The following is an 18749-nucleotide window of genomic DNA, read 5'->3' as shown; positions in this document are numbered from 1 at the left end:
ATGGAAGCTTAGGCCGACGAGCGCACTTGTAAAACTGGTAAGCGAGCACTGGACGCATATGGCCCCTCTTCTTGCCATGCCGGCCAATGAGGCCGAGTATGATCATCTCGTCGAGCTACTTGACAAGATTCTGGCGGAAGTGGGCGACGATGAGGATCATCCCTTGGCGTTGCTTGCATCGCGCATGGGAGACCTTGTCGAGGCCTATGATGAGCAGAACCGCCCAATGCCTCCCGTGACCGGAGCCGATGCGCTGCGTTATATCATGGCGGAGCGGGGCCTTGGCCAGTCCGAATTGCCGGAGGTCGGCGCTCAATCCGTCGTGTCTGAGATTTTGAGCAGGAAACGACAAATCAACGTTCGACAGGCGCGCGCGCTGAGCGAGCGGTTTCTCATTCCGGCATCGGTATTTCTGTCGCTTTGACGATAGACATACAGTGCTGAATTCCAGAACATCCCCGCGACAAGCGACGAGAGCTCTCTCAAGCATCACCGATCGCTGACCGCCGCCCTTGGGTTGACCCACGGTTCCTGGTTCGAGCGGGCGAGCGGCTGTTTGCCGAGGATGTGGTCGGCGGCCTTTTCGCCGGTCATGATCGACGGGCCGTTGAGGTTGCCGTAGGTGACGTGCGGGAAGATCGAGCTGTCGGCGACACGCAAGCCGTCGACGCCGATCACCCGGGTCTGGGGATCGACCACCGCCATCGGATCGTCCTTGGCGCCCATCTTGCAGGTGCCGCAGGGGTGATAGGCGCTTTCCAGGTGCTCGCGCAGGAAGGCGTCGATCTCTTCGTCGCTCTGCACGCCCTCTCCGGGCTGGATCTCCGCCCCGCGATAGTGGTCGAAGGCCGCTTGCCCGAAGAGTTCGCGGGTGAGGCGCACGCAGTGGCGGAATTTCTCCCAGTCCTCGGCATGGCTCATATAGTTGAAGCGCAGCACCGGGTCGGCCTTGGGATCGGCCGAACGCAGCGTCACGCTGCCGCGCGATTTCGACAGGTTGTAGCCGACATGCACCTGGAAGCCGTGGCTTTTGGCCGCCGCCTTGCCGTCATAGCTGATTGCCACCGGTAGGAAATGATACTGGATGTCGGGCTGCTTCAGCCCGGGCGCGGAGCGCAGGAAGGCGCAGGCCTCGAACTGGTTGGAGGCGCCGAGCCCGCCCTTGGAAAGCAGCCATTGTGCGCCTGCCACCCCCTGCCAGAACCACGGCAGCCAGGAATAGAGCGACACCGGCTTGGTGCTGACCTGCTGAAAATAGAATTCCATATGGTCCTGCAGGTTGGCGCCGACACCCGGCCGGTCGGCCTTCACCTCGATGCCCATCTCCTTCAGGTGCTCGGCCGGGCCGATGCCCGACAGCATCAGCAGCTTCGGCGAATTGAAGGAGGAGGCCGAGACGATCACCTCGCGATTTGCCTTGACCACCTCGATCCTGCCGCCGCGCTCGATCTCGACACCGGCCGCCCGGCCGTTCTCGATCACCACCTTGCGCGCGAAGCCGTAGACGATCTCGACATTCTTCCGCTTCAGCGCCGGTTTCAGATAGGCGTTGGCGGCAGACCAGCGGCGGCCGGAAAAGATGGTCTGCTCCATCAACCCGAAGCCTTCCTGCTTGCTGCCGTTATAATCCTCGGTCGTCTCGAAGCCCGCCTGTTTGCCGGCCTCGACGAAGGCGCGAAACAGCGGATTGGTGAAGCCGCCGCGCTGGACGTGCAGCGGCCCCTCGGTGCCGCGCCAGCCCTCCTCGCCGCCATGCGAATGCTCCATCCGCTTGAAATAGGGGAGAACGTCGGCGTAGGCCCAGCCGCCGGCGCCGAGCTCCTCCCAACGGTTGAAATCCTCCGCATGGCCGCGCACATAGACCATGCCGTTGATCGAGGAGGAGCCGCCGATCACCTTGCCGCGCGGCGCGGTGATGCGCCGGTTGTTGAGGTTGGGCTCTGGTTCGGAGAGATAACCCCAATTATAGCGCTTCATGCTCATCGGCCAGGCAAGTGCCGCCGGCATCTGGATGAACGGCCCGAAATCGCTGCCGCCCGCCTCGATGACCAGGACGGAATTCTTGCCGTCTTCGGAGAGGCGATAAGCGAGGGCGGACCCTGCCGAGCCCGAGCCGATGATGACGAAATCTGCTTGCATGGTCTTGTCTTTCTCGAATTGCCCTTCGGCCGGCTGTTTGTTCGCCGAGCCTGCCCCTCATCCGGCTGCCGCCACCTTCTCCCCGCTCGCGGGGAGAAGGGATATGCCGCACCGTTTCGGCATTCTTGACCGCCCCGTTTGCCACGTCCCCTCTCCCCGCGAGCGGGGAGAGGGTTAGGGTGAGGGGCAGCGTCTTGCGCCGTTCAATAAGGCGCCTGCACCGGCCCCATGCCGACGTAAACCGTCTTCAGCTCGGAATAATGCTCCAGTGCGGCCAGCGAATTCTCCCGGCCGAAGCCGGATTGTTTCGAGCCGCCGAAGGGGATTTCCACCGGTGCGAGGTTGTAGGTGTTGATCCAGAGCGTGCCGGCCTCCAGCCGATCGACGACGCGGTGGGCGCGGGTGAGGTCGGCGGTGAAGACGCCGCCCGACAGGCCGAATTCGCTGGCATTGGCGCGGGCGATGACTTCGTCCTCATCGTCGAAATCGAGCACCGACATCACAGGCCCGAAGATCTCCTCGCGGGCGATGGTCATGTCGTCGGTGACATCGGCAAACACGGTCGGCTGCACATAATAGCCTTCGCCGGAGACATTGTTGGGAATGCCGCCACCGGCAACGAGCGTTGCGCCCTCGGCCTTGCCCTTCTCGATATAGGCGACCACTTTCTCGCGCTGCGCCCAGGAAACCATCGGGCCGATCTGCGTCGCCTCATCCATCGGGTCGCCGATCAGCATCGCCTCGGTGCGCGCCTTCAGCCGCTTCAGGAATTCGGTCTTAACAGCCTTCTGCACGAAGACGCGGGTGCCGTTCGAGCAGACCTGGCCGGTGGAATAGAAATTGCCGAGCATCGCCCCGCCGACCGCCGAATCGAGATCGGCGTCGTCGAAGACGATGAGCGGCGACTTGCCGCCGAGCTCCATCGTCACATGCTTGAGGCTGCCGGCCGCCGCCGCCGCCACCCGGCGCCCTGTCGGCACCGATCCGGTCAGCGACACCTTGGCGACATCGGGATGGTTGACCAGCAGCGGGCCGGTGTCGCGGTCGCCCTGGATGACGTTGAAGAGCCCCTTCGGCAGACCCGCCTCGTGCAGGATCTCGGCGATCTTCAGGGCGCCGAGCGGGGTGTTTTCCGAGGGCTTGAACACCATGGCGTTGCCTGAGATCAGCGCCGGCGCACCTTTCCAGCAGGCGATCTGCTGCGGATAGTTCCAGGCGCCGATGCCGACGCAGACGCCGAGCGGCACCCGCTTGGTATAGGCGAAATCCTGGCCGAGCGGGATATGCGACCCGTTGAGGCCGGCCGGTGCGACACCGCCGAAGAATTCGAAGGCGTCGGCGCCCGAGGTCGGGTCGGCGACGATCGTCTCCTGGATCGGCTTGCCGGTATCGAGCGTTTCCAGTTCCGACAGCGCCCGGTTCCGTTCTCGCATGATGTCGGCGGCACGTTTGAGGATGCGGCCGCGCGCCATCGGGCTCATCGCCGCCCATTCCGGCTGGGCGCGCTTGGCCGCGGCGATCGCCTTCTCGACGATCGCAGGCGTTGCCGCATGCAGGCGGGCGATCACTTCGCCGGTCGCCGGATAAAGGCTCTCGATAACGGTGCCGTCGCTATCCTCGACATATTCGCCGTCGATGAAGTGCGAGGCTTTCGGCTGGGCTTTCATGTCATTTGTCCTTGGGTGTTCGATGTGGTTGTCCCATCTCGCCTGGAAGGGGAGGTAGCGGCCAGAAGCGCGTTCAGATAATCCTCCGTCAGCGCGATCGAGGCTTCGATACCGATCGGCGCCGATTTCAGACTTTGCCTGATGTACAGCCCGTCGATCATCGCCGCAGCGCCCTCGGCGATGCGTTCTGCGGCGTCGGCCGGCAGCAGCGCCTTGAGATCGGCAAGCAGGTTGGAGCGCAGCCGGCGGGCATAGATCACCAGGAAGCGCCGCGTCTCCTCCGAACGCTGCGCTTCGGCGTAAAAGGCAAGCCAGGCGGCAATCGTCTCCGGCGCGAACTGGTCGGCGTGGAAGCTGACGCGGATGACGGCCGAAAGCCGTTCGCGCGACGTCCGGGCGGCCTTCAGCGCGGCGACTGTATCGCGGCGCAGTTGCCTGAGAAGCGAGCGGATCGTCTCGATCAGCAACTGCTCCTTGCTGCCAAAATAATGATGCGCGAGAGCAGGGGAGACGCCGGCCTGGCGGGCAATATCGGACATGGTGACAGCCAGCGAGCCGTGATCGCCGATCACTCGCAGCGCCGCATCGACAAGCGCCTTGCGGCGCACTGGCTCCATTCCGACTTTCGGCAAAACGCCAACTCCTCACGCATTTTCGATAAGAATATTTTTGATTGACTGATCAATCAACAAAAATATTGGCCGAATTGATTTCGCGCAGATCTTTTCCGGAGAAGCGGGCGCAACATATTCGAAGTTGATCAGGAGGTGTGCCATGACCAGCGTCTTCAACGAAATGCCCGGATCCCCGCTTCGGTCGAAATGGGTCTGGTTCCTCGGCCTCGGCGTGCTGCTTCTTATCTGTGGCCTCATCGCTCTCAGCAACCTGTTGATGGCGACCGTCGCTTCGGTCTTTTATGTCGGCATGCTCATGCTGGCAGGCGGCGTCATCTATCTCGTCCACGCTTTTCAGGTGCGCCGTTGGGATCAGGTGCTCTTCTGGGCTCTGAGCGGCGTGCTTTACGTGCTTGCAGGCATTTGCGCCTTCATCAATCCCATCTTCACCTCGGCGGCCTTGACGTTTTTTCTGGCCATTGCACTGCTGGTGGCCGGCATTTTCCGTCTCTGGGTCGGGATGCGGATGCGGCCGCTAAAGGGCTGGCGCTGGATCGCGGCCAGCGGCGTCATGACGGCGCTGGCCGGCTTCGTCATCGCGCTCGGTTGGCCGGTCAACAGCTTCTGGGTCCTCGGTCTGTTCCTGGCCGTCGATCTCATCATCCAGGGCTCGACCATGATCGCCTTCGGCCTCGGCATCCGCAGTTGAAGCCTTTTCGATACGCCTATTTTGACAAGGACATGACAGGGGATTAGACTTAAGGTGTATGGACCGCTCCCCAAAAGCGGGTGGTCCTGTGTACGATCGCCGCAAATGGTCATGCGTCCCCCAAAGGCAGGGTTCTGCCTGAATAAAAAAGGGAGGAAGTTCATGCCGATGGTCACCGTTTCCATCTCTCCGCAACAGGCAGCGGGCATCCGCGCCGCCGTCGATAATGGCGGTTATGCCTCGAGCAGCGAGGTCGTCCGTGAGGCGCTCCGCCTCTGGGATAGCGCCCGCAAGCTCAACGAATTCCGCGACGATGTCCTCGACGACGAGGGCACTCCATCCGGCGGCAGATGCGTTGCCGACATGTTCGCCGATCATGAGGCACAGCGCCGTCGTACGGCTTGAATAAGCGCCTGATTGTATTCTGGAATTCGGATAAACGCGGAACGCGTGGCGATGGCCCGCGTCTTTCACAAAACTTTCATATTGGCGAAAGGGTTCATTGATCCTTCCGCGGCATGTTCCGGATGAAAAAGAACACGTCGCAGTGGAGATCAGCCACATGAAGAGCGGGACTTCCCTGGCAGCCACCGTCGAGCCCGGCGTCCTGCGCCGCTACGCCAGCGATCAGATCGTCACGCTTGCCAAGCTCGTGGTCGAGAACGCTTTCCAGCCGATCGTCGAGGCCGGCACCGGCACGGTGTTCGGTTACGAATCCCTGATGCGCGGCCAGGAGCGCATCGGCTACGACACGCCGGTCGACATTCTCGACGAGGCCCATCAGGCCGGTCAGCTGCTGCAGCTCGAGCAGATGCTTGCCAGCCGCGCGCTCGCCAAATTCGCCACGCTGTCGAATTTCTCCACCTCGACGCTGTTCCTCAATCTCGATGTCCGGCTGATCCCGCATGGCGAACGCCTGGTCGAGAACCTGCTGCAGCACCTGCGGAAGGCCAATATTCCGCCGTCCTCCATCTGTTTCGAATTCTCCGAACGCTTCGACAATACCAGCGTGCCGGAATTTGCGGCCCTTGTTTCGAAGCTGCGCAAGGCCGGTTTCAAGCTGGCGATCGACGATTTCGGCGTCGGTCACGGCGAAATGAAGCTGCTTTGCGATCATGCCGTCGATTATCTGAAGATCGATCGCCATTTCGTCGCCGAGATCGACCGCAGCCCGCGCAAGCGCCACTTGCTGAAGAGCATCGTCAATATCGCCCATGTGCTCGGCACCCGCGTCATTGCCGAAGGCATCGAGACCGAGGCCGAATTCATCGCCTGCCGCGAATATGGCGTCGACCTCGTCCAGGGCTGGTTCATCTCCCGGCCGACGACGCACATGTCGGAACTGGCGCCGTCCTTCCCGCATCTGCAGGAAGTCGGAAAGACCAAGCGCGGCAGCCAGTCGCTCGACGAGATCCTCATCCGCAAGCAGATCGAACTCCTGCCGACGGTTTACGAGAACGACAGCATCGACAGCGTCTTCGAGCTTTTCCGCCGCAACCCGCGCCAGGCCTTCTTTCCCGTGCTCAACGCCAATAGCGAGCCGCGCGGCATCATTCACGAGCAGCATCTCAAGGAATATATCTATCAGCCCTTCGGCCGCGATCTGCTGAAGAACAAGATGTATGAGCGCAGCATCTCGCATTTCGTCGAGATGGCGCCGATCGTCGGCCTCGACAGCGACGCCGAGCAGCTGATGGCGATCTTTGCCAATATGGAAGGCAGCAACTGCCTGATCCTCACCGACAATATGCGTTATGCCGGCGTCGTCTCCGCCGCCTCGCTGATCAAGGTGATCAACGAGAAGCAGCTGAAAACCGCCCAGGACCAGAACCCGCTGACCGGCCTGCCGGGCAATCGCGCCATCCGCGATTTCATGCGCCAGTCCGGCCGCGACGGCGATGAGGTCCGCCACTTCTGCTATTGCGATTTCGACAATTTCAAGCCGTTCAACGATGCCTACGGCTTCCATCTCGGCGATCACGCGATCTCGCTGTTTGCGGCGCTGATGCGCCGCTATTTCTTCGCCGAGCGCCATTTCCTCGGCCATGTCGGCGGCGACGATTTCTTCATCGGCGTCGTCGGCTGGACGAAGGAGGAGCTGACCGAGATTCTCGATCGGTTGATCAGCGATTTCCACGACGACGTGCTCGATCTCTATTCCGACGAACATCGCGCCGCCGGCCGCATTCTCGGCCATGATCGCAGCGGCGCCGAAACCCTGTTTCCGCTGATGCGCTGCTCGATCGGCGTCATCGAACTGCCGGAAGGCCTGGTTATCGACGATATCAACCGGGTCAGTGCCGAGATCGCCGTCATCAAGTCGGCCGCCAAGGAGAGCGACGAGGGCCTCGTCTTTCACTTGCTGGGCGAGGCGAATTGACGCCCTTGCCACATCAAGCCTTTCCAAGCCCGCGGGGCTGACTTATTTCCTGGTTCCGATCAGGGAGGGTCGCGCCATGTCACTGCCGCAGGAAATGCGTTTCGTCGATCTCAAGTCCTTCGGCGCACCAGAGGTGATGAAGATCGGCAGACGCCCGCTGCCGTTGCCGGGTGAGGGGCAGGTTCTGGTGCGCGCCGAGGCGATCGGCGTCAACCGTCCCGATGTCGCCCAGCGCCAGGGCAGCTATCCCGCGCCCAGGGATGCGAGCCCGATCCTCGGCCTGGAACTGTCCGGCGAAATCGTTGCGATTGGCCCTGGCGTCAGCGGCTACGGCCTCGGCGACAGGGTCTGCGGCCTGGCCAATGGCGGCGCCTATGCCGAATATTGCCTGCTGCCATCAGGCCAGATCCTGCCCTTTCCCAAGGGGTATGATGCGGTCAAGGCCGCGGCCCTGCCGGAAACCTTCTTCACCGTCTGGGCCAATCTCTTCCAGATGGCCGGGCTGACCGAAGGCGAGACGGTGCTGATCCATGGCGGCACCAGCGGCATCGGCACGACGGCGATCCAGCTCGCCCGCGCCTTCGGCGCCGAGGTCTATGCGACGGCAGGCTCGAGCGAGAAATGCGAGGCCTGCGAAAGGCTTGGCGCCAAGCGGGCGATCAATTACCGCAGCGAGGATTTCGCCGAGGTGATCAAGGCCGAGACCGGCCAGGGTGTCGATATCATCCTCGACATGATCGGTGCGGCCTATTTCGAGCGCAACCTCGCCTCGCTTGGAAAAGACGGCTGCCTGTCGATCATCGCCTTCCTCGGCGGCGCCGTTGCCGAAAAGGTCAATCTGTCGCCGATCATGGTCAAGCGCCTGACGGTCACCGGCTCCACCATGCGCCCGCGCACGGCGGAGGAAAAACGCGCCATCCGCGACGATCTGCTCTCCGAGGTCTGGCCGCTGCTCGAAGCCGGCACCATCGCCCCCGTCATCCACAAGGTCTTTGCCTTCGAGGACGTCGTTGCGGCGCACCGGCTGATGGAGGATGGCAGCCACATCGGCAAGATCGTGCTGCGTCTGGGTTAGAGCATGATGCCGAAAAGTGTGGGCGGTTTTCGGTCGACATCATGCTCTAACTCTTTAATTTAGAACAGGATTCAGATTTTAGGCCAACCCGCCTAAAATCATCCTGTTCTAAGCGTTAGTGACACGCCGACGGCAAGAATGCCGGGCAGCGCCATCAGCAAATAGAGCCAGTGGGCTGCCGAAAGTGCGCCCGATATGCCGCCCGGATCGACGAGGCCGGCGCCATTGGCGATGACGCCGGCGAAGGCCGCGCCGAAAGCGCCGCCGAGCGAACTCATCGTCGGGATCGCCGAAGACGCCTTGTCCTGCTCGTTGTCGGCGACGAGCGTCAGGACCATGGCGACGAGATGCGCCCAGCCGAGCCCGACGCCGAAACCCATCATGAACATGGCCGTAGCCGCCGGCACGATGAAGAGCGTATGCGCCTGCGGATTGTCGCCTGCGAGAAAGACCGCCAGCGAAAGGGTCGCCGCCGCCTCGATGAGCGCACCTGCAACGATCGCCGCCTGCGCGCGGCGGCCGGTCAGCGAGCCGCTGAGGAAGGCCGAAAAGGTCCAGCCGAGGGCGACGAGCGCCACTAGGTAACCCGAGACAAGCGGCGTCACCCCATGCAGCACCTGCAGGAAATAGGGAATGAAGACGTCGCTGACGAGCACGACGGTCATCGCAAGCATTATCAGGTACACCCGTGCAATCGGCCGGGAAAGGCTGACCGCGCCGGCGGGCAGCAGCCGGTTCGGGCTTCGGCCCTCGATGATGAGCATGCCGCCGACCGCGGCGACCGAGGCCGCGATCAAAGCGATTTTCGCGGCCGTCGTCTCGATCGTGCCGGCGCTGCTGACCATCAGCACGGCGCCGAGCAGCAGCCCGATCTGGGCAATGGGCGTTTTCGTCTGTTCGCGATCGTCTTCGACTTCGGGCAGCAGCCGCGGCGCCAGCACTGCCATCGTCAGGCCGAGCGGCACCAGCACGATGAAGGCGTAGCGCCAGTTGCTGCCGGCGGAAAAGAAGCCGCCAAGCGTCGGCCCGATGACGGTCGACACACCCCAGATCGCCGCATAGAGCGTCGTCGCCTTCGTCCATAGCGGCTCGGGATAGACGAAACGGATGAAGGCATAACCAAGCGCTGCCAGCGCCCCGGTGCCGAGCCCCTGCACCGCGCGTCCGACCAGCACCACCGGCATCGACGGTGCGGCTGCGGCAATCAGACTGCCGACGCCGAAGACCAGCGCCGCGATCACATAGACGGCGCGAAGCCCGATCCCCCGCGGCCGCATGGCGACGAAGATCGAGCCGAGCACGGCGGCGGCGACGAACAGGCTGGTGACCCAGGAAAACAGCGCGAGCCCGCCGATATCACGCACGATCGAAGGCGCGATCGTCGCCATGATGTAGGTCTCCACCGCATAGAGCGTCACGCCGCCGGCAAGGATCAATGTGGCCGGCAGATGCTCGGGCAGGAAGAGGCGGAGGAGTGAGTTCGCGCTGGGAATGGTTGCGGTCTGGTCGATATCCGACATGGGGACGATCTCGATGTTTTTGCTGGCGAAGGATTATTTCCCAAGTTATAAATTGGAAAATTACATGCCGTCCGGATTAAAACAAGATATCTCTTGGAAAAATATGCGCCAGTCGCCCGCCAACCGCATCCTGATCCTGATAAAGACCGACGGCCCGCAGCTCGGCGCCGCGATCGGCGATGCGCTCGGTATTTCGGGCGAGGCCGCTCGCCAGCAGCTCGCCAAGCTGGCGGAGCAGGGGCTGGTGGAGCCGGTCACCGTCGGCGCCACGGGCAGGGGCCGGCCGCGTCAGCTCTGGCACCTGACCGCCGTGGGCAACCGCCAATTCCCGGACGGCCATGCCGAATTAACGGCAAACCTTCTCGTCACGCTCACCGAACAGCTTGGATCCGCAGCCCTCGATACCGTCATCTCCGCCCGCGAGGCCGAGACGCTGCAGCGCTATCGGCTCGAACTGGAAAATGCCGGCGACCTTGCCGCGCGTATCGCAGGCCTTGCCGCCATCCGCACCCGCGAGGGCTATATGGCCGATCACTGGCAGCAGGCTGACGGCTCCTTCATGCTGGTCGAAAATCACTGCCCGATCTGCGCGGCTGCCACCGCCTGCGCCGGCTTCTGCCGCTCCGAACTCGAAACCTTCCGCACCGCCCTCGGCGCCGACGTCGAGCGCAGCGAACACATCCTCTTGGGCGCCCGCCGCTGCGCCTATCGCATCACGCCGCGTTGAGGCGGAGCGATTGAAAGCGCCGCCTGGCGCCTGGCGCTTTCGAGATAGAGCAGTGCTCCGATCGCCGCCAGACCCGCGGCCGCGCCGACGAAGGCGGTGCCGGAATAGTCGCTGATCGCCGTGCCGAAGGCGAAAAGCCCGGCGGCGATGCCGGTGCCGATGAAGGTGTTGAGCGAGATCAGCGAGGTTCCGAGCCCCGGCCGGTCTGCGATCAGGTCCTGCAGATAGGTGATCGGCACGCTGAGGATTGCCGCCGCCCCGCAGGCGTTGAGGAGGAGCAGCGCATAGATGTGCCAGGGTGCGGCGGCAAAGCCGAGCAGCAGCAGATAGCAGCAGTAGATCAGCGCGCCGAAGGCGAGCACATGCGCGGTGCGGAACCGTCGCTGCGCCATACCCCACATCACCATGAACGGCATTTCGAGAAAGGCGGTCAGCCCGGCGATGAAGCCGACATCGACGACACTTCCGTCAGCCGCATGGGTGATGATCAGCGGCAGGAGCATGGCATTCAGCCGCTGCAGCCCGAACAGCATCGCCATGACGATGACGCGCACCAGCACATAGGGCATGAAGATCCGCTTCAGCGACGCCAGGAAGCCGACGTGATCGGGGGCCGGGCCAGCTGTGCCGTTTCCGGGCGCGAAGAAGAAATACAGACAGAAACAGGTGCAGCTTGCCAGCGCGGCGATCCCGTAGGCCGGCGTCATCGACGGCGAATTGACGAGATAAAGACCGATCATCCCCGGCGCCAGCGCCCAGGAGCCTGAAAACAGCGCCCGCACTGTTGCCGTGATCCCCGCCGCCTGGCCGCGATCCATCTGGTTGGTCCGGGCGCGCAGGCTGGCAAACAGCAGCGAATAGGTGGAGTTGCTCATCGGCACCAGCAACAGCGTCGAGACGATGAAGATGGCGGGGCTGTGAAAGATCGCGATCGACCCGAAGCCGAGCATGCCGGCGACAGAAAGCCCCAGCACCAGCGGCCGCCGCTCTTTCAGCCTGTCGGACCAGATGCCGAGCGTCAGGCTGGTGGTGACGTTGACGATTGCCGAGAAGAAGATCAGCGCCGAATAGGCGCCGTTGCTCAAGCCCAGTTCGTTGATCCCGATGATCGACTGATAGGGCGCGGTCGAGGCATAGGTAAAGGCGAGCGCGACGAGCGTCACCGCAGGAATGCGGATCCTATTGTCGCGCAGGATCAAGGAGAAGGTGGATGACATGGGCGGTTCCTGACGCACCACTTTTAACTGCATCGGACGCATCAGAGAAACGATAGTTTTCGATCGCTTCGGTCAATTCCTGTGATGAATGTTTGCTTCAGATCTGCGCTGTCAAACTGGAGAGCCAGAAGTCGATTTGCCCGAAGGGAAGAACGTTTCCCAGGAAACCGACCAGAGCTGAGGCGATGGACATCAAGGTCAACCCCAGAAGTGCTCCAAGGATGATTCCAACGCTTGTCCTTTTGGGTCGGCGCGCCAACCAGCACGCCAGGCTGAGAGAGACGACCGTGAAAAATAGCCACAATATGAACTCTGAAATGGATGGGCCTGATTGCAAAACAATTCCTTCAAATGCTGGGTTGCAGGATATCGTCTCAAGGCATCCAACTTCAAGGCCGGTCTGAGCGCGGCGGGGACGAAACTAATCTCCCATTCCACCGTCCGTCGCGGTACTTGCTCCAGAAGTCCACCCCGCCCTCCGTCCTCCTCGGGCTTGACCCGAGGATCCATGCTGGCCTCTACCGGCAACAGGCATGGGTCCTCGGCTCAAGGCCTGGGAGGACGGAGTGTGGGGTGACGTTTCTGCCAAACATCCCGTTGACCGCCTCATCACCAGCTATCCGCGCCGCCATCTAGCAGCAAAGCCCCGTTGGCTTTAGCCGCCGGACGCGTTATGCATCCCGCAGCATCAGGATGAGAGCCCATGACCAATCCCGTCACCGTTGAAGTTACCCGTGGCCTGCTCGTCGAAAGCCGCCATCGTGGCGCGGTGGCGGTCGTCGACGGCGACGGCAAGCTCGTTTTCTCGCTCGGCGATATCGACGCCGCCGTTTTCCCGCGTTCTGCCTGCAAGGCGATGCAGGCGCTGCCGCTTATCGAAAGCGGTGCGGCCGACGCCTATGGTTTCGGCGACAAGGAGCTGGCGCTCGCCTGCGCCTCGCATAATGGCGAGGACGAGCATGTGGCGCTCGCTGCTTCGATGCTGGCGCGCGCCGGTCGGAATGCCGAGGCGCTGGAATGCGGCGCTCATTGGTCGATGAGCCAGAAGGTCCTGATCCAGCAGGCCCGCGCGCTGGAGGCGCCGACCGCGCTGCACAACAATTGCTCGGGAAAACACGCCGGCTTCATCTGCGCCTGCTGCCATCAGGATATCGATCCGAAGGGTTATGTCGGCTATGGGCACCCGCTGCAGGTCGAAATCCGCGCGGCGATGGAAAGCCTGACCGGCGCCGTGCTTGGCGCCGAGAGCTGCGGCACCGACGGCTGCTCGATCCCGACCTATGCCGTGCCGCTCCGGAGCCTTGCCCACGGTTTTGCCAAAATGGCGACCGGCACCGGCCTGGAGCCCTTGCGCGCCAAGGCATCCCGCCGGCTGATCGAGGCCTGCATGGCCGAGCCCTTCTATGTCGCCGGCTCCGGCCGCGCCTGCACGAAACTGATGCAGATCGCCCCCGACCGCATCTTCGTCAAGACAGGCGCCGAGGGTGTCTTCTGCGCCGCGATCCCGGAAAAGGGCATCGCCATCGCGCTGAAATGCGAGGACGGCACGACCCGCGCCGCCGAAGCCATGGTGGCGGCGACACTTGCCCGTTTCTTCGAGACGGAGAGCGAGGTGTATGCCGCCCTGACGGCCTTTGCCGCAACCTCGATGCGCAATTGGAATGGCATCCATGTCGGCGATATCAGGGTCACCTCGGCCCTGACTGAGTGACTATGCTGCGGCGATCGCGACATTGAGATCACGATAGGGTTTCAGCCGTTCTGCAGGCATTTCTGCCGGCACGATCAGTCCCGCCGCCTCGGAAATTGCAAGCACCGGGCAGGGCGAGACGAGGTCGAACTTCTCCTCCGTCAGCAGCACACGGGTTTCGGCCGAACAGCGGGCGATATGCCGCTTGATCGCCGCTTCCTCGAAATCGCCGGTGGAAAGCCCGTGCACGGGATGGGCCGCGGTGACGCCGAGGAAGAACAGGTCGGGACGCAGCTGCGAGATCGCCGCCATCGCCGCGGCACCCGTCGCCACCATCGAATGTTTGTAGAGCCGCCCGCCGGTCAGGATCACCTCGGCCGTCGGATGGCGCTCCAGCTCGGCGGCGATCGTCGGGCTGTGGGTCGCCACCGTCAGCGGCATGTCGCGTGGCAGATGCCGGGCGATTTCCGCCGTCGTCGTGCCGCCGTCGAGAAAGATCATCTGCCCCGGCCTGACCATCGCCGCCGCCGCCGCCCCGAGCCGCGCCTTGATCTCGGACGAGACGCTGCGGCGCTGGGTGAAATCGGGCAGATCGGGAGACAGCGGCATCGCCCCGCCATGCACCCGTTTCAACAGCCCCTCCGCCGCCAATTCTCTCAAGTCGCGCCGGATCGTGTCCTCCGAAAGCGAAAAATCCTCGGCGACGCGCTTGGCGATCACCTGGCCGTCACGGCGCAATATGTCGAGGATGAGGGTTTTTCGTTGGGACGTCAGCATAGGTTCTCTGCACGAAATTAAACGTAGAGACCCGATATTGCACGAATAGACTCGACATTCAAGAAATATCGTGCATTTTCGCGAGATCCCGTGCATGACGCCGGGAGTGCTCACGCGATGGAGTGGATGATGTTGATATTGATTGCCGGGCCTTACAGGTCGGGAACGGGCGACGACCCGGAAAAGATGGCCGCCAACCTGAAGCGGCTGGAACAGCCCTCGCACGCGCTGTTTGCGGCCGGCCACGTGCCGATGATCGGCGAATGGGTGGCTCTGCCGATCTGGCACGCCGCCGGCGGCAGATCGGTTGGCGATGCGCTTTACGAAGAGATCTTCCATCCGGTCGCCGGCCGGCTGCTGCAGCTCTGCGAGGGCGTGCTGCGCTTGGCCGGCGATTCCAAGGGGGCGGACAATGATGTGCGCATCGCCAGGGAACGCGGCATCCCGGTCTGGCACCGGCTGGAGGATGTGCCGGGCTGCGGTTAAGCGGGTGAGTGCCAGCAAGATGCCCCTCACCGTAACCCTCTCCCCGTTTTGACGGGGAGAGGGGACGTGCCTAGCGAGAGGGTTGCGAGAGACGGAGAGGTTGCGGCATATCCCCTTCTCCCCGTCAGAACGGGGAGAAGGTGGCGGCAGCCGGATGAGGGGCGGCCGCACGACACGCCGATCATTGCTCCTCGTCCCCGCCACGCAGAGACAAAACGCCATCTCCCCAGTTCCGGCGCACCCATCCCTGCGCTATACCAGCGGCCGAAAGGGAGACGAGAACCATGCTGACATTGTACTACGCGCCGGGAACCTGCGCGCTCGCAAGCCTTATTGCCCTTGAAGAATCGGGCCTGGCCTTCGAAACGAGGAAGCTCAGCTTCGCCAATGGCGAACAGCGCTCGCCGGATTATCTGAAGATCAACCCGAAGGGCCGAGTGCCCGCACTTGTCACCGAGCGCGGCGTGCTGACGGAAACGCCGGCGATCCTCGGCTTTATCGCGGAAAGCGCGCCGGCTGCCAAACTGGCGCCGATCGGTGATGTCTTCGAAATGGCACGGCTGCAGTCCTTCAGCAGCTATCTCTGCTCGACCGTGCATGTGAACCATGCCCATCGCCCGCGCGGCTCCCGCTGGTCCGACGATCCGGCGGCGATCGAGGCGATGAAGGCGAAGGTGCCGCAAAACATGGCAGATTGTTTCACCCTGATCGAAGAGACGATGTTCGAGGGCCCGTGGGTGATGGGTGAGACCTATTCGCTCGCCGATCCCTATCTCTTCGTCATGACCGGCTGGCTGCCGTCTGACGGCGTCGATCCCGCCCGCTTCGCAAAAGTCAGCGACCACCACGCCCGCATGCTGCAGCGCCCCGCTGTCCAGCGGGCGCTGGCCTATGATCGGGGCTGATATCCGAAACCGGCAGCAAGCTTTCTCGGCGCCCGGAACAGCCAGGCGCCGATGAGCCGTAACCGTAATTCCTCGTCGCCGATCACGGAGGCACGCACCGGCAGATGCGGCCAGCCGATATAATGCGCAGTCTGGAAATAGATATCGGGCGCCATTTCGAGCAGATGATCCTTGTCGTCCAGACCTATCGAGATCACGATCGTCTCGGCGTCCTTCACCGCGACGAAGCTCCTTCCGGCGACCTTCAGCGCCGGGTTGCCATAGGAGGTGCTTTCCTCGACATCGGGCAGGCCTGCTTCCGCAGCCAGCCGCTTGAGGCGCTCAAATATTGCATCGACGTCGCCGGCCATTGCCTTCCCTTCATATTGATCCGAAATATGAAACTGCGGACGGAAGCCCGACCTTTGTCAGCCACCCGATGCGGCGGTGAATACCGCCAGCTGGGCGGCGAAGGCCCGTTTGTAGGCCGGCCGCGCTTCCCCGCGGGCGACATAGGCGGCAAGGTTCGGATATTCCTCCAAGAGACCCGATCCTTGCGCCCTGCGCAGCACCGTCACCATCAGCAAGTCGCCGGCGCTGAACGCACCATCGAGCCAGTCGGCGTCGCCGAGGCGAACGGAAAGGCCGCCCAGCCGTTTGCGGATGCTGTCTTCGAGGCGCCGCAGGCGCTGCTCGTACCAGGGCTCGTCGCGCTCGAGGATCGTGGCGAGGCTGCGCTCGAAGATCGGCGGCTCCACCGTGTCGAGCGCGGCAAACATCCACGCGATCGCGCGCGCCCGGGCATTCGCATCCGCCGGCAGCAGACCCGCATGGCGTTCGGCGATATGGAACACGATCGCGCCGGACTCGAACAGAGCGAGATCGCCGTCTTCATAGGTCGGAATCTGCCCGAAAGGATGAAGCGTGAGATGCGCGGGTTCCTTCATCGCCTTGAACGAAACGAGCCGAACCTCGTAAGGCTCACCCACTTCCTCGAGCGCCCAGCGAACGCGCATGTCGCGCGCCAGGCCCCGGCCGCGATCGGGCGAGCGTTCAAAGGCGGTAATGGTAATCGTCATCGCTTCCTCCATGTGATTTTATCCCTGGATCGATGCCCGATCCAGGGATTTATGCCATGGCTTGAAGACGGCCGGCGAAACGGGATTCCGACATCGATGCTTGCGATAATGTGCAGCGCGGCAAGCCGCGCGGCTTCGTTTCCGCGGATGTCATGAGGCCCATTCACTTCCGCTCGACCGTCAGCACCATCGGCATGGCCCAGTTGGCCTCGGAAATCGGCCAGCGGAGAAGGCTTATGTTGTTGCCGTCCGCCTGAGACTCCCATCTTGCGTAGAATTTTTGCCGATAGCCATTCAGCCGAACGCTCCGGCAGGCGACGGGACCGCCGTCAAGATTGAGCGCGACCTTGAGATTGAGCGGCGAGGTCTTGAGAAACTCTGCCAGCCGGTCGAGGGAAAAGAATGCTTCCTTTGTCGTCCCGATGACGACACGCCCCAAATCGTCTTTGGCGACAAACGTACGGTTGGCGAGCCAGCGGCTTTTCACATTCACATGCGTCTGCCCGTCATCGCCGATCAGGAGCGGATAGGAGACCATGGCGTTCGACGCGCCGGTAAAGGCTGTCTGCCAATCTTGATGCGTCAGGTCGTGGATATCGGCAGTGTCTTGATCGGCAGTGAAGGCGCCAGCCCTCGCGTCATATTGCTGGGGGCCCATCGCAACGCCTTCGCTGATGAAAGGTGTATCGGGCAGGCCATGTTTGTCGAAATAGCTGCCGTTCACGATGAGCACGGCGTTCGGCAAAGCCTTTTCCCATTCGTCGATGCCGGTATCGCCGGCAGAGGCATTGCGGGTGACGAATCGAAAGCGGGCCGGGTCAATTCTGCTGAGAAAAATGCGATCGACTTCGCGGCCATCGGCAAGAACCGGCAGTTCCGCCACCTCGAAGCCCGTCTCCGGCTCTTGCCAGGTCAGCGGCCCCGGCTGAACCGCCGGGATCACGGGGCTCAACGCCAATCGCATGGAGGTGGAAAGGCGCTCGTCGTCAGGTTTCATAGTGGTCCAATAGGTCCCGCCGCGCCGCAAGACAGTGTTGAAACCGTAAGCACCCGCGACCTGCCAGAGCCAGCCGGCACCGACGACAACCGCGACCGTTAAAATTGCGATGAGTGCGAATAGGCTCTTTCGAATTGCTGACATTGAAAATCTCTTTGCTCAAATGGGTAGGTTCGCGACGCCGGGTTGACGTGACGTCGCGCGAATGCAAGTGCCAAGTGCGGTTTTTCTACGACCGCCCGCAAACACGCTCGCCTGCCAAAGCCGACGCACGTCCCGAACCGCGAGAAAAACATGATCGTCGAACTGACCGCCGATGATTTCGCCACCTTGCTGAAAGGCTTCGCCCCGCAAAATCTGCGGCTGGTTCCCGATAGCGCCATCGCCCCGCCTGAGGTTCTGGAGATGCTGGCGAGGATTGCAGCCGAGGTCGGCGCGGCGTTTGCGCCGTCCGCCTGGATGATGGTCGAGGAGGACGAAATCGTTGGACTGTGCTCCATCATCCGTGCGCCAGAGAACGGCGCAATCCATATCGGCTATGGCGTGGCGCCGAGCCGCGAGCGGCGTGGATACGTCACCCGCGCGATCGGAGAATTGCTCGAATGGGCGCGGAAGGACCCGCGCGTGGCGCTCGTTTCGGCCGATACCGGTGTGGAAAACATCGCCTCGCAGCGTGTCCTCGAGCGCAACGGATTTATCCGCACCGGCGAACGCATCGATCCCGAAGACGGTCTGGTGATCTGCTGGCAGACATCCGTTCTTTAAAGCCTGCCGCATCGAGCCTGATG

At 62.8% G+C, this 18749-nt stretch carries 19 protein-coding genes; 10 read left to right on the top strand and 9 right to left on the bottom strand.

Going from position 1 to position 18749, the window contains the following annotated elements; all coding sequences use genetic code 11:
- The first annotated feature begins 76 nt into the window (after positions 1 to 76).
- On the top strand, positions 77 to 424 hold the full coding sequence (locus tag QMO80_RS07175) for a type II toxin-antitoxin system HigA family antitoxin (RefSeq protein ID WP_283199457.1): 348 nt from the start codon (positions 77 to 79) through the stop codon (positions 422 to 424).
- 65 nt (positions 425 to 489) lie between these two features.
- Here the strand turns inward: QMO80_RS07175 and betA are convergent, their stop codons facing one another.
- From betA to betI, 3 genes are all read right to left on the bottom strand, one after another.
- Positions 490 to 2139, bottom strand: coding sequence for a choline dehydrogenase (gene betA, locus QMO80_RS07170; protein WP_283199456.1), 1650 nt, complete (start codon positions 2137 to 2139; stop codon positions 490 to 492).
- 203 nt (positions 2140 to 2342) lie between these two features.
- A complete protein-coding gene (gene betB, locus QMO80_RS07165) occupies positions 2343 to 3806 on the bottom strand; it encodes a betaine-aldehyde dehydrogenase (protein ID WP_283199455.1) in 1464 nt (487 codons plus the stop codon).
- Positions 3803 to 4438 carry a transcriptional regulator BetI gene (gene betI / locus QMO80_RS07160; protein WP_283199454.1) on the bottom strand — a complete coding sequence of 212 codons (636 nt, stop codon included), beginning with the start codon at positions 4436 to 4438 and terminating at the stop codon, positions 3803 to 3805. Before betI ends, betB begins: the two co-directional genes overlap by 4 nt.
- Before the next feature lie 142 nt (positions 4439 to 4580).
- On the opposite strand from betI, the gene QMO80_RS07155 reads away from it, so the two are divergent.
- The 4 genes from QMO80_RS07155 (at position 4581) to QMO80_RS07140 (ending at position 8584) form a co-directional block, all read left to right on the top strand.
- A complete protein-coding gene (locus tag QMO80_RS07155; protein WP_283199453.1) occupies positions 4581 to 5129 on the top strand; it encodes an HdeD family acid-resistance protein in 549 nt (182 codons plus the stop codon).
- Between the two features lie 162 nt (positions 5130 to 5291).
- Positions 5292 to 5534, top strand: coding sequence for a type II toxin-antitoxin system ParD family antitoxin (locus QMO80_RS07150; protein ID WP_283199452.1), 243 nt, complete (start codon positions 5292 to 5294; stop codon positions 5532 to 5534).
- Positions 5535 to 5691: 157 nt separating this feature from the next.
- Entirely contained in the window at positions 5692 to 7509 is a 1818-nt protein-coding gene (locus QMO80_RS07145) for a GGDEF domain-containing protein (RefSeq protein ID WP_283199451.1), read from the top strand.
- A 76-nt stretch (positions 7510 to 7585) separates the two neighbouring features.
- Positions 7586 to 8584, top strand: coding sequence for an NAD(P)H-quinone oxidoreductase (locus QMO80_RS07140; RefSeq protein ID WP_283199450.1), 999 nt, complete (start codon positions 7586 to 7588; stop codon positions 8582 to 8584).
- Between the two features lie 98 nt (positions 8585 to 8682).
- On the opposite strand, the gene QMO80_RS07135 is transcribed toward QMO80_RS07140, so the two are convergent.
- Positions 8683 to 10104, bottom strand: coding sequence for an MFS transporter (locus QMO80_RS07135; protein WP_283199449.1), 1422 nt, complete (start codon positions 10102 to 10104; stop codon positions 8683 to 8685).
- A gap of 103 nt (positions 10105 to 10207) precedes the next feature.
- Between QMO80_RS07135 and QMO80_RS07130 the strand changes: the two genes are divergently transcribed.
- On the top strand, positions 10208 to 10831 hold the full coding sequence (locus QMO80_RS07130) for a metalloregulator ArsR/SmtB family transcription factor (RefSeq protein WP_283199448.1): 624 nt from the start codon (positions 10208 to 10210) through the stop codon (positions 10829 to 10831).
- On the opposite strand, the gene QMO80_RS07125 is transcribed toward QMO80_RS07130, so the two are convergent.
- Positions 10810 to 12048: an MFS transporter gene (locus tag QMO80_RS07125; RefSeq protein ID WP_283199447.1), complete on the bottom strand. Its 1239-nt coding sequence runs from the start codon at positions 12046 to 12048 to the stop codon at positions 10810 to 10812. The genes QMO80_RS07130 and QMO80_RS07125 overlap by 22 nt on opposite strands.
- A gap of 703 nt (positions 12049 to 12751) precedes the next feature.
- Between QMO80_RS07125 and QMO80_RS07120 the strand changes: the two genes are divergently transcribed.
- Complete coding sequence (locus QMO80_RS07120) at positions 12752 to 13759, top strand: asparaginase (protein WP_283199446.1); 1008 nt, start codon at positions 12752 to 12754, stop codon at positions 13757 to 13759.
- Here the strand turns inward: QMO80_RS07120 and QMO80_RS07115 are convergent, their stop codons facing one another.
- Positions 13760 to 14515 carry a DeoR/GlpR family DNA-binding transcription regulator gene (locus tag QMO80_RS07115; RefSeq protein ID WP_283199445.1) on the bottom strand — a complete coding sequence of 252 codons (756 nt, stop codon included), beginning with the start codon at positions 14513 to 14515 and terminating at the stop codon, positions 13760 to 13762.
- A 129-nt stretch (positions 14516 to 14644) separates the two neighbouring features.
- Between QMO80_RS07115 and QMO80_RS07110 the strand changes: the two genes are divergently transcribed.
- Together QMO80_RS07110 and QMO80_RS07105 are read left to right on the top strand one after the other, a co-directional pair.
- Complete coding sequence (locus QMO80_RS07110) at positions 14645 to 15001, top strand: DUF4406 domain-containing protein (RefSeq protein ID WP_071090013.1); 357 nt, start codon at positions 14645 to 14647, stop codon at positions 14999 to 15001.
- A 284-nt stretch (positions 15002 to 15285) separates the two neighbouring features.
- The gene (locus QMO80_RS07105; RefSeq protein WP_283199444.1) at positions 15286 to 15906 is read left to right on the top strand and encodes a glutathione S-transferase family protein; all 621 of its coding nucleotides are present in this window, start codon (positions 15286 to 15288) and stop codon (positions 15904 to 15906) included.
- On the opposite strand, the gene QMO80_RS07100 is transcribed toward QMO80_RS07105, so the two are convergent.
- The 3 genes from QMO80_RS07100 to QMO80_RS07090 all read right to left on the bottom strand — a co-directional run bounded on the left by QMO80_RS07100 (position 15891) and on the right by QMO80_RS07090 (position 18105).
- The gene (locus QMO80_RS07100; RefSeq protein WP_283199443.1) at positions 15891 to 16256 is read right to left on the bottom strand and encodes an MmcQ/YjbR family DNA-binding protein; all 366 of its coding nucleotides are present in this window, start codon (positions 16254 to 16256) and stop codon (positions 15891 to 15893) included. The two genes, QMO80_RS07105 and QMO80_RS07100, sit on opposite strands and share 16 nt — an antisense overlap.
- Before the next feature lie 57 nt (positions 16257 to 16313).
- Complete coding sequence (locus QMO80_RS07095; RefSeq protein WP_283199442.1) at positions 16314 to 16964, bottom strand: glutathione S-transferase family protein; 651 nt, start codon at positions 16962 to 16964, stop codon at positions 16314 to 16316.
- 163 nt (positions 16965 to 17127) lie between these two features.
- Positions 17128 to 18105, bottom strand: a complete 978-nt coding sequence (locus QMO80_RS07090; RefSeq protein WP_283199441.1) for a phosphodiester glycosidase family protein — start codon at positions 18103 to 18105, stop codon at positions 17128 to 17130.
- Between the two features lie 150 nt (positions 18106 to 18255).
- Here QMO80_RS07090 and QMO80_RS07085 point away from each other — a divergent pair, with 150 nt between their 5' ends.
- Positions 18256 to 18726, top strand: a complete 471-nt coding sequence (locus QMO80_RS07085; protein ID WP_283199440.1) for a GNAT family N-acetyltransferase — start codon at positions 18256 to 18258, stop codon at positions 18724 to 18726.
- The last annotated feature ends 23 nt before the right edge of the window (positions 18727 to 18749 follow it).

Source organism: Rhizobium sp. BT03, from assembly GCF_030053155.1.
In the GTDB taxonomy this organism is placed as follows: domain Bacteria; phylum Pseudomonadota; class Alphaproteobacteria; order Rhizobiales; family Rhizobiaceae; genus Rhizobium.
Note: the sequence above shows the minus strand (reverse complement) of the source record. Positions and strands in the feature narration are given on the sequence as shown.

Bases quoted from the DNA above. Each gene is read 5' to 3' on its own strand.
- QMO80_RS07175 (WP_283199457.1), top strand. From the start codon at position 77: ATGCCGGCCAATGAGGCCGAGTATGATCATCTCGTCGAGCTACTTGAC.
- betA (WP_283199456.1), bottom strand. From the start codon at position 2,139: ATGCAAGCAGATTTCGTCATCATCGGCTCGGGCTCGGCAGGGTCCGCC.
- betB (WP_283199455.1), bottom strand. From the start codon at position 3,806: ATGAAAGCCCAGCCGAAAGCCTCGCACTTCATCGACGGCGAATATGTC.
- QMO80_RS07155 (WP_283199453.1), top strand. From the start codon at position 4,581: ATGACCAGCGTCTTCAACGAAATGCCCGGATCCCCGCTTCGGTCGAAA.
- QMO80_RS07150 (WP_283199452.1), top strand. From the start codon at position 5,292: ATGCCGATGGTCACCGTTTCCATCTCTCCGCAACAGGCAGCGGGCATC.
- QMO80_RS07145 (WP_283199451.1), top strand. From the start codon at position 5,692: ATGAAGAGCGGGACTTCCCTGGCAGCCACCGTCGAGCCCGGCGTCCTG.
- QMO80_RS07140 (WP_283199450.1), top strand. From the start codon at position 7,586: ATGTCACTGCCGCAGGAAATGCGTTTCGTCGATCTCAAGTCCTTCGGC.
- QMO80_RS07135 (WP_283199449.1), bottom strand. From the start codon at position 10,104: ATGTCGGATATCGACCAGACCGCAACCATTCCCAGCGCGAACTCACTC.
- QMO80_RS07130 (WP_283199448.1), top strand. From the start codon at position 10,208: ATGCGCCAGTCGCCCGCCAACCGCATCCTGATCCTGATAAAGACCGAC.
- QMO80_RS07125 (WP_283199447.1), bottom strand. From the start codon at position 12,048: ATGTCATCCACCTTCTCCTTGATCCTGCGCGACAATAGGATCCGCATT.
- QMO80_RS07120 (WP_283199446.1), top strand. From the start codon at position 12,752: ATGACCAATCCCGTCACCGTTGAAGTTACCCGTGGCCTGCTCGTCGAA.
- QMO80_RS07115 (WP_283199445.1), bottom strand. From the start codon at position 14,515: ATGCTGACGTCCCAACGAAAAACCCTCATCCTCGACATATTGCGCCGT.
- QMO80_RS07110 (WP_071090013.1), top strand. From the start codon at position 14,645: ATGTTGATATTGATTGCCGGGCCTTACAGGTCGGGAACGGGCGACGAC.
- QMO80_RS07105 (WP_283199444.1), top strand. From the start codon at position 15,286: ATGCTGACATTGTACTACGCGCCGGGAACCTGCGCGCTCGCAAGCCTT.
- QMO80_RS07100 (WP_283199443.1), bottom strand. From the start codon at position 16,256: ATGGCCGGCGACGTCGATGCAATATTTGAGCGCCTCAAGCGGCTGGCT.
- QMO80_RS07095 (WP_283199442.1), bottom strand. From the start codon at position 16,964: ATGACGATTACCATTACCGCCTTTGAACGCTCGCCCGATCGCGGCCGG.
- QMO80_RS07090 (WP_283199441.1), bottom strand. From the start codon at position 18,105: ATGTCAGCAATTCGAAAGAGCCTATTCGCACTCATCGCAATTTTAACG.
- QMO80_RS07085 (WP_283199440.1), top strand. From the start codon at position 18,256: ATGATCGTCGAACTGACCGCCGATGATTTCGCCACCTTGCTGAAAGGC.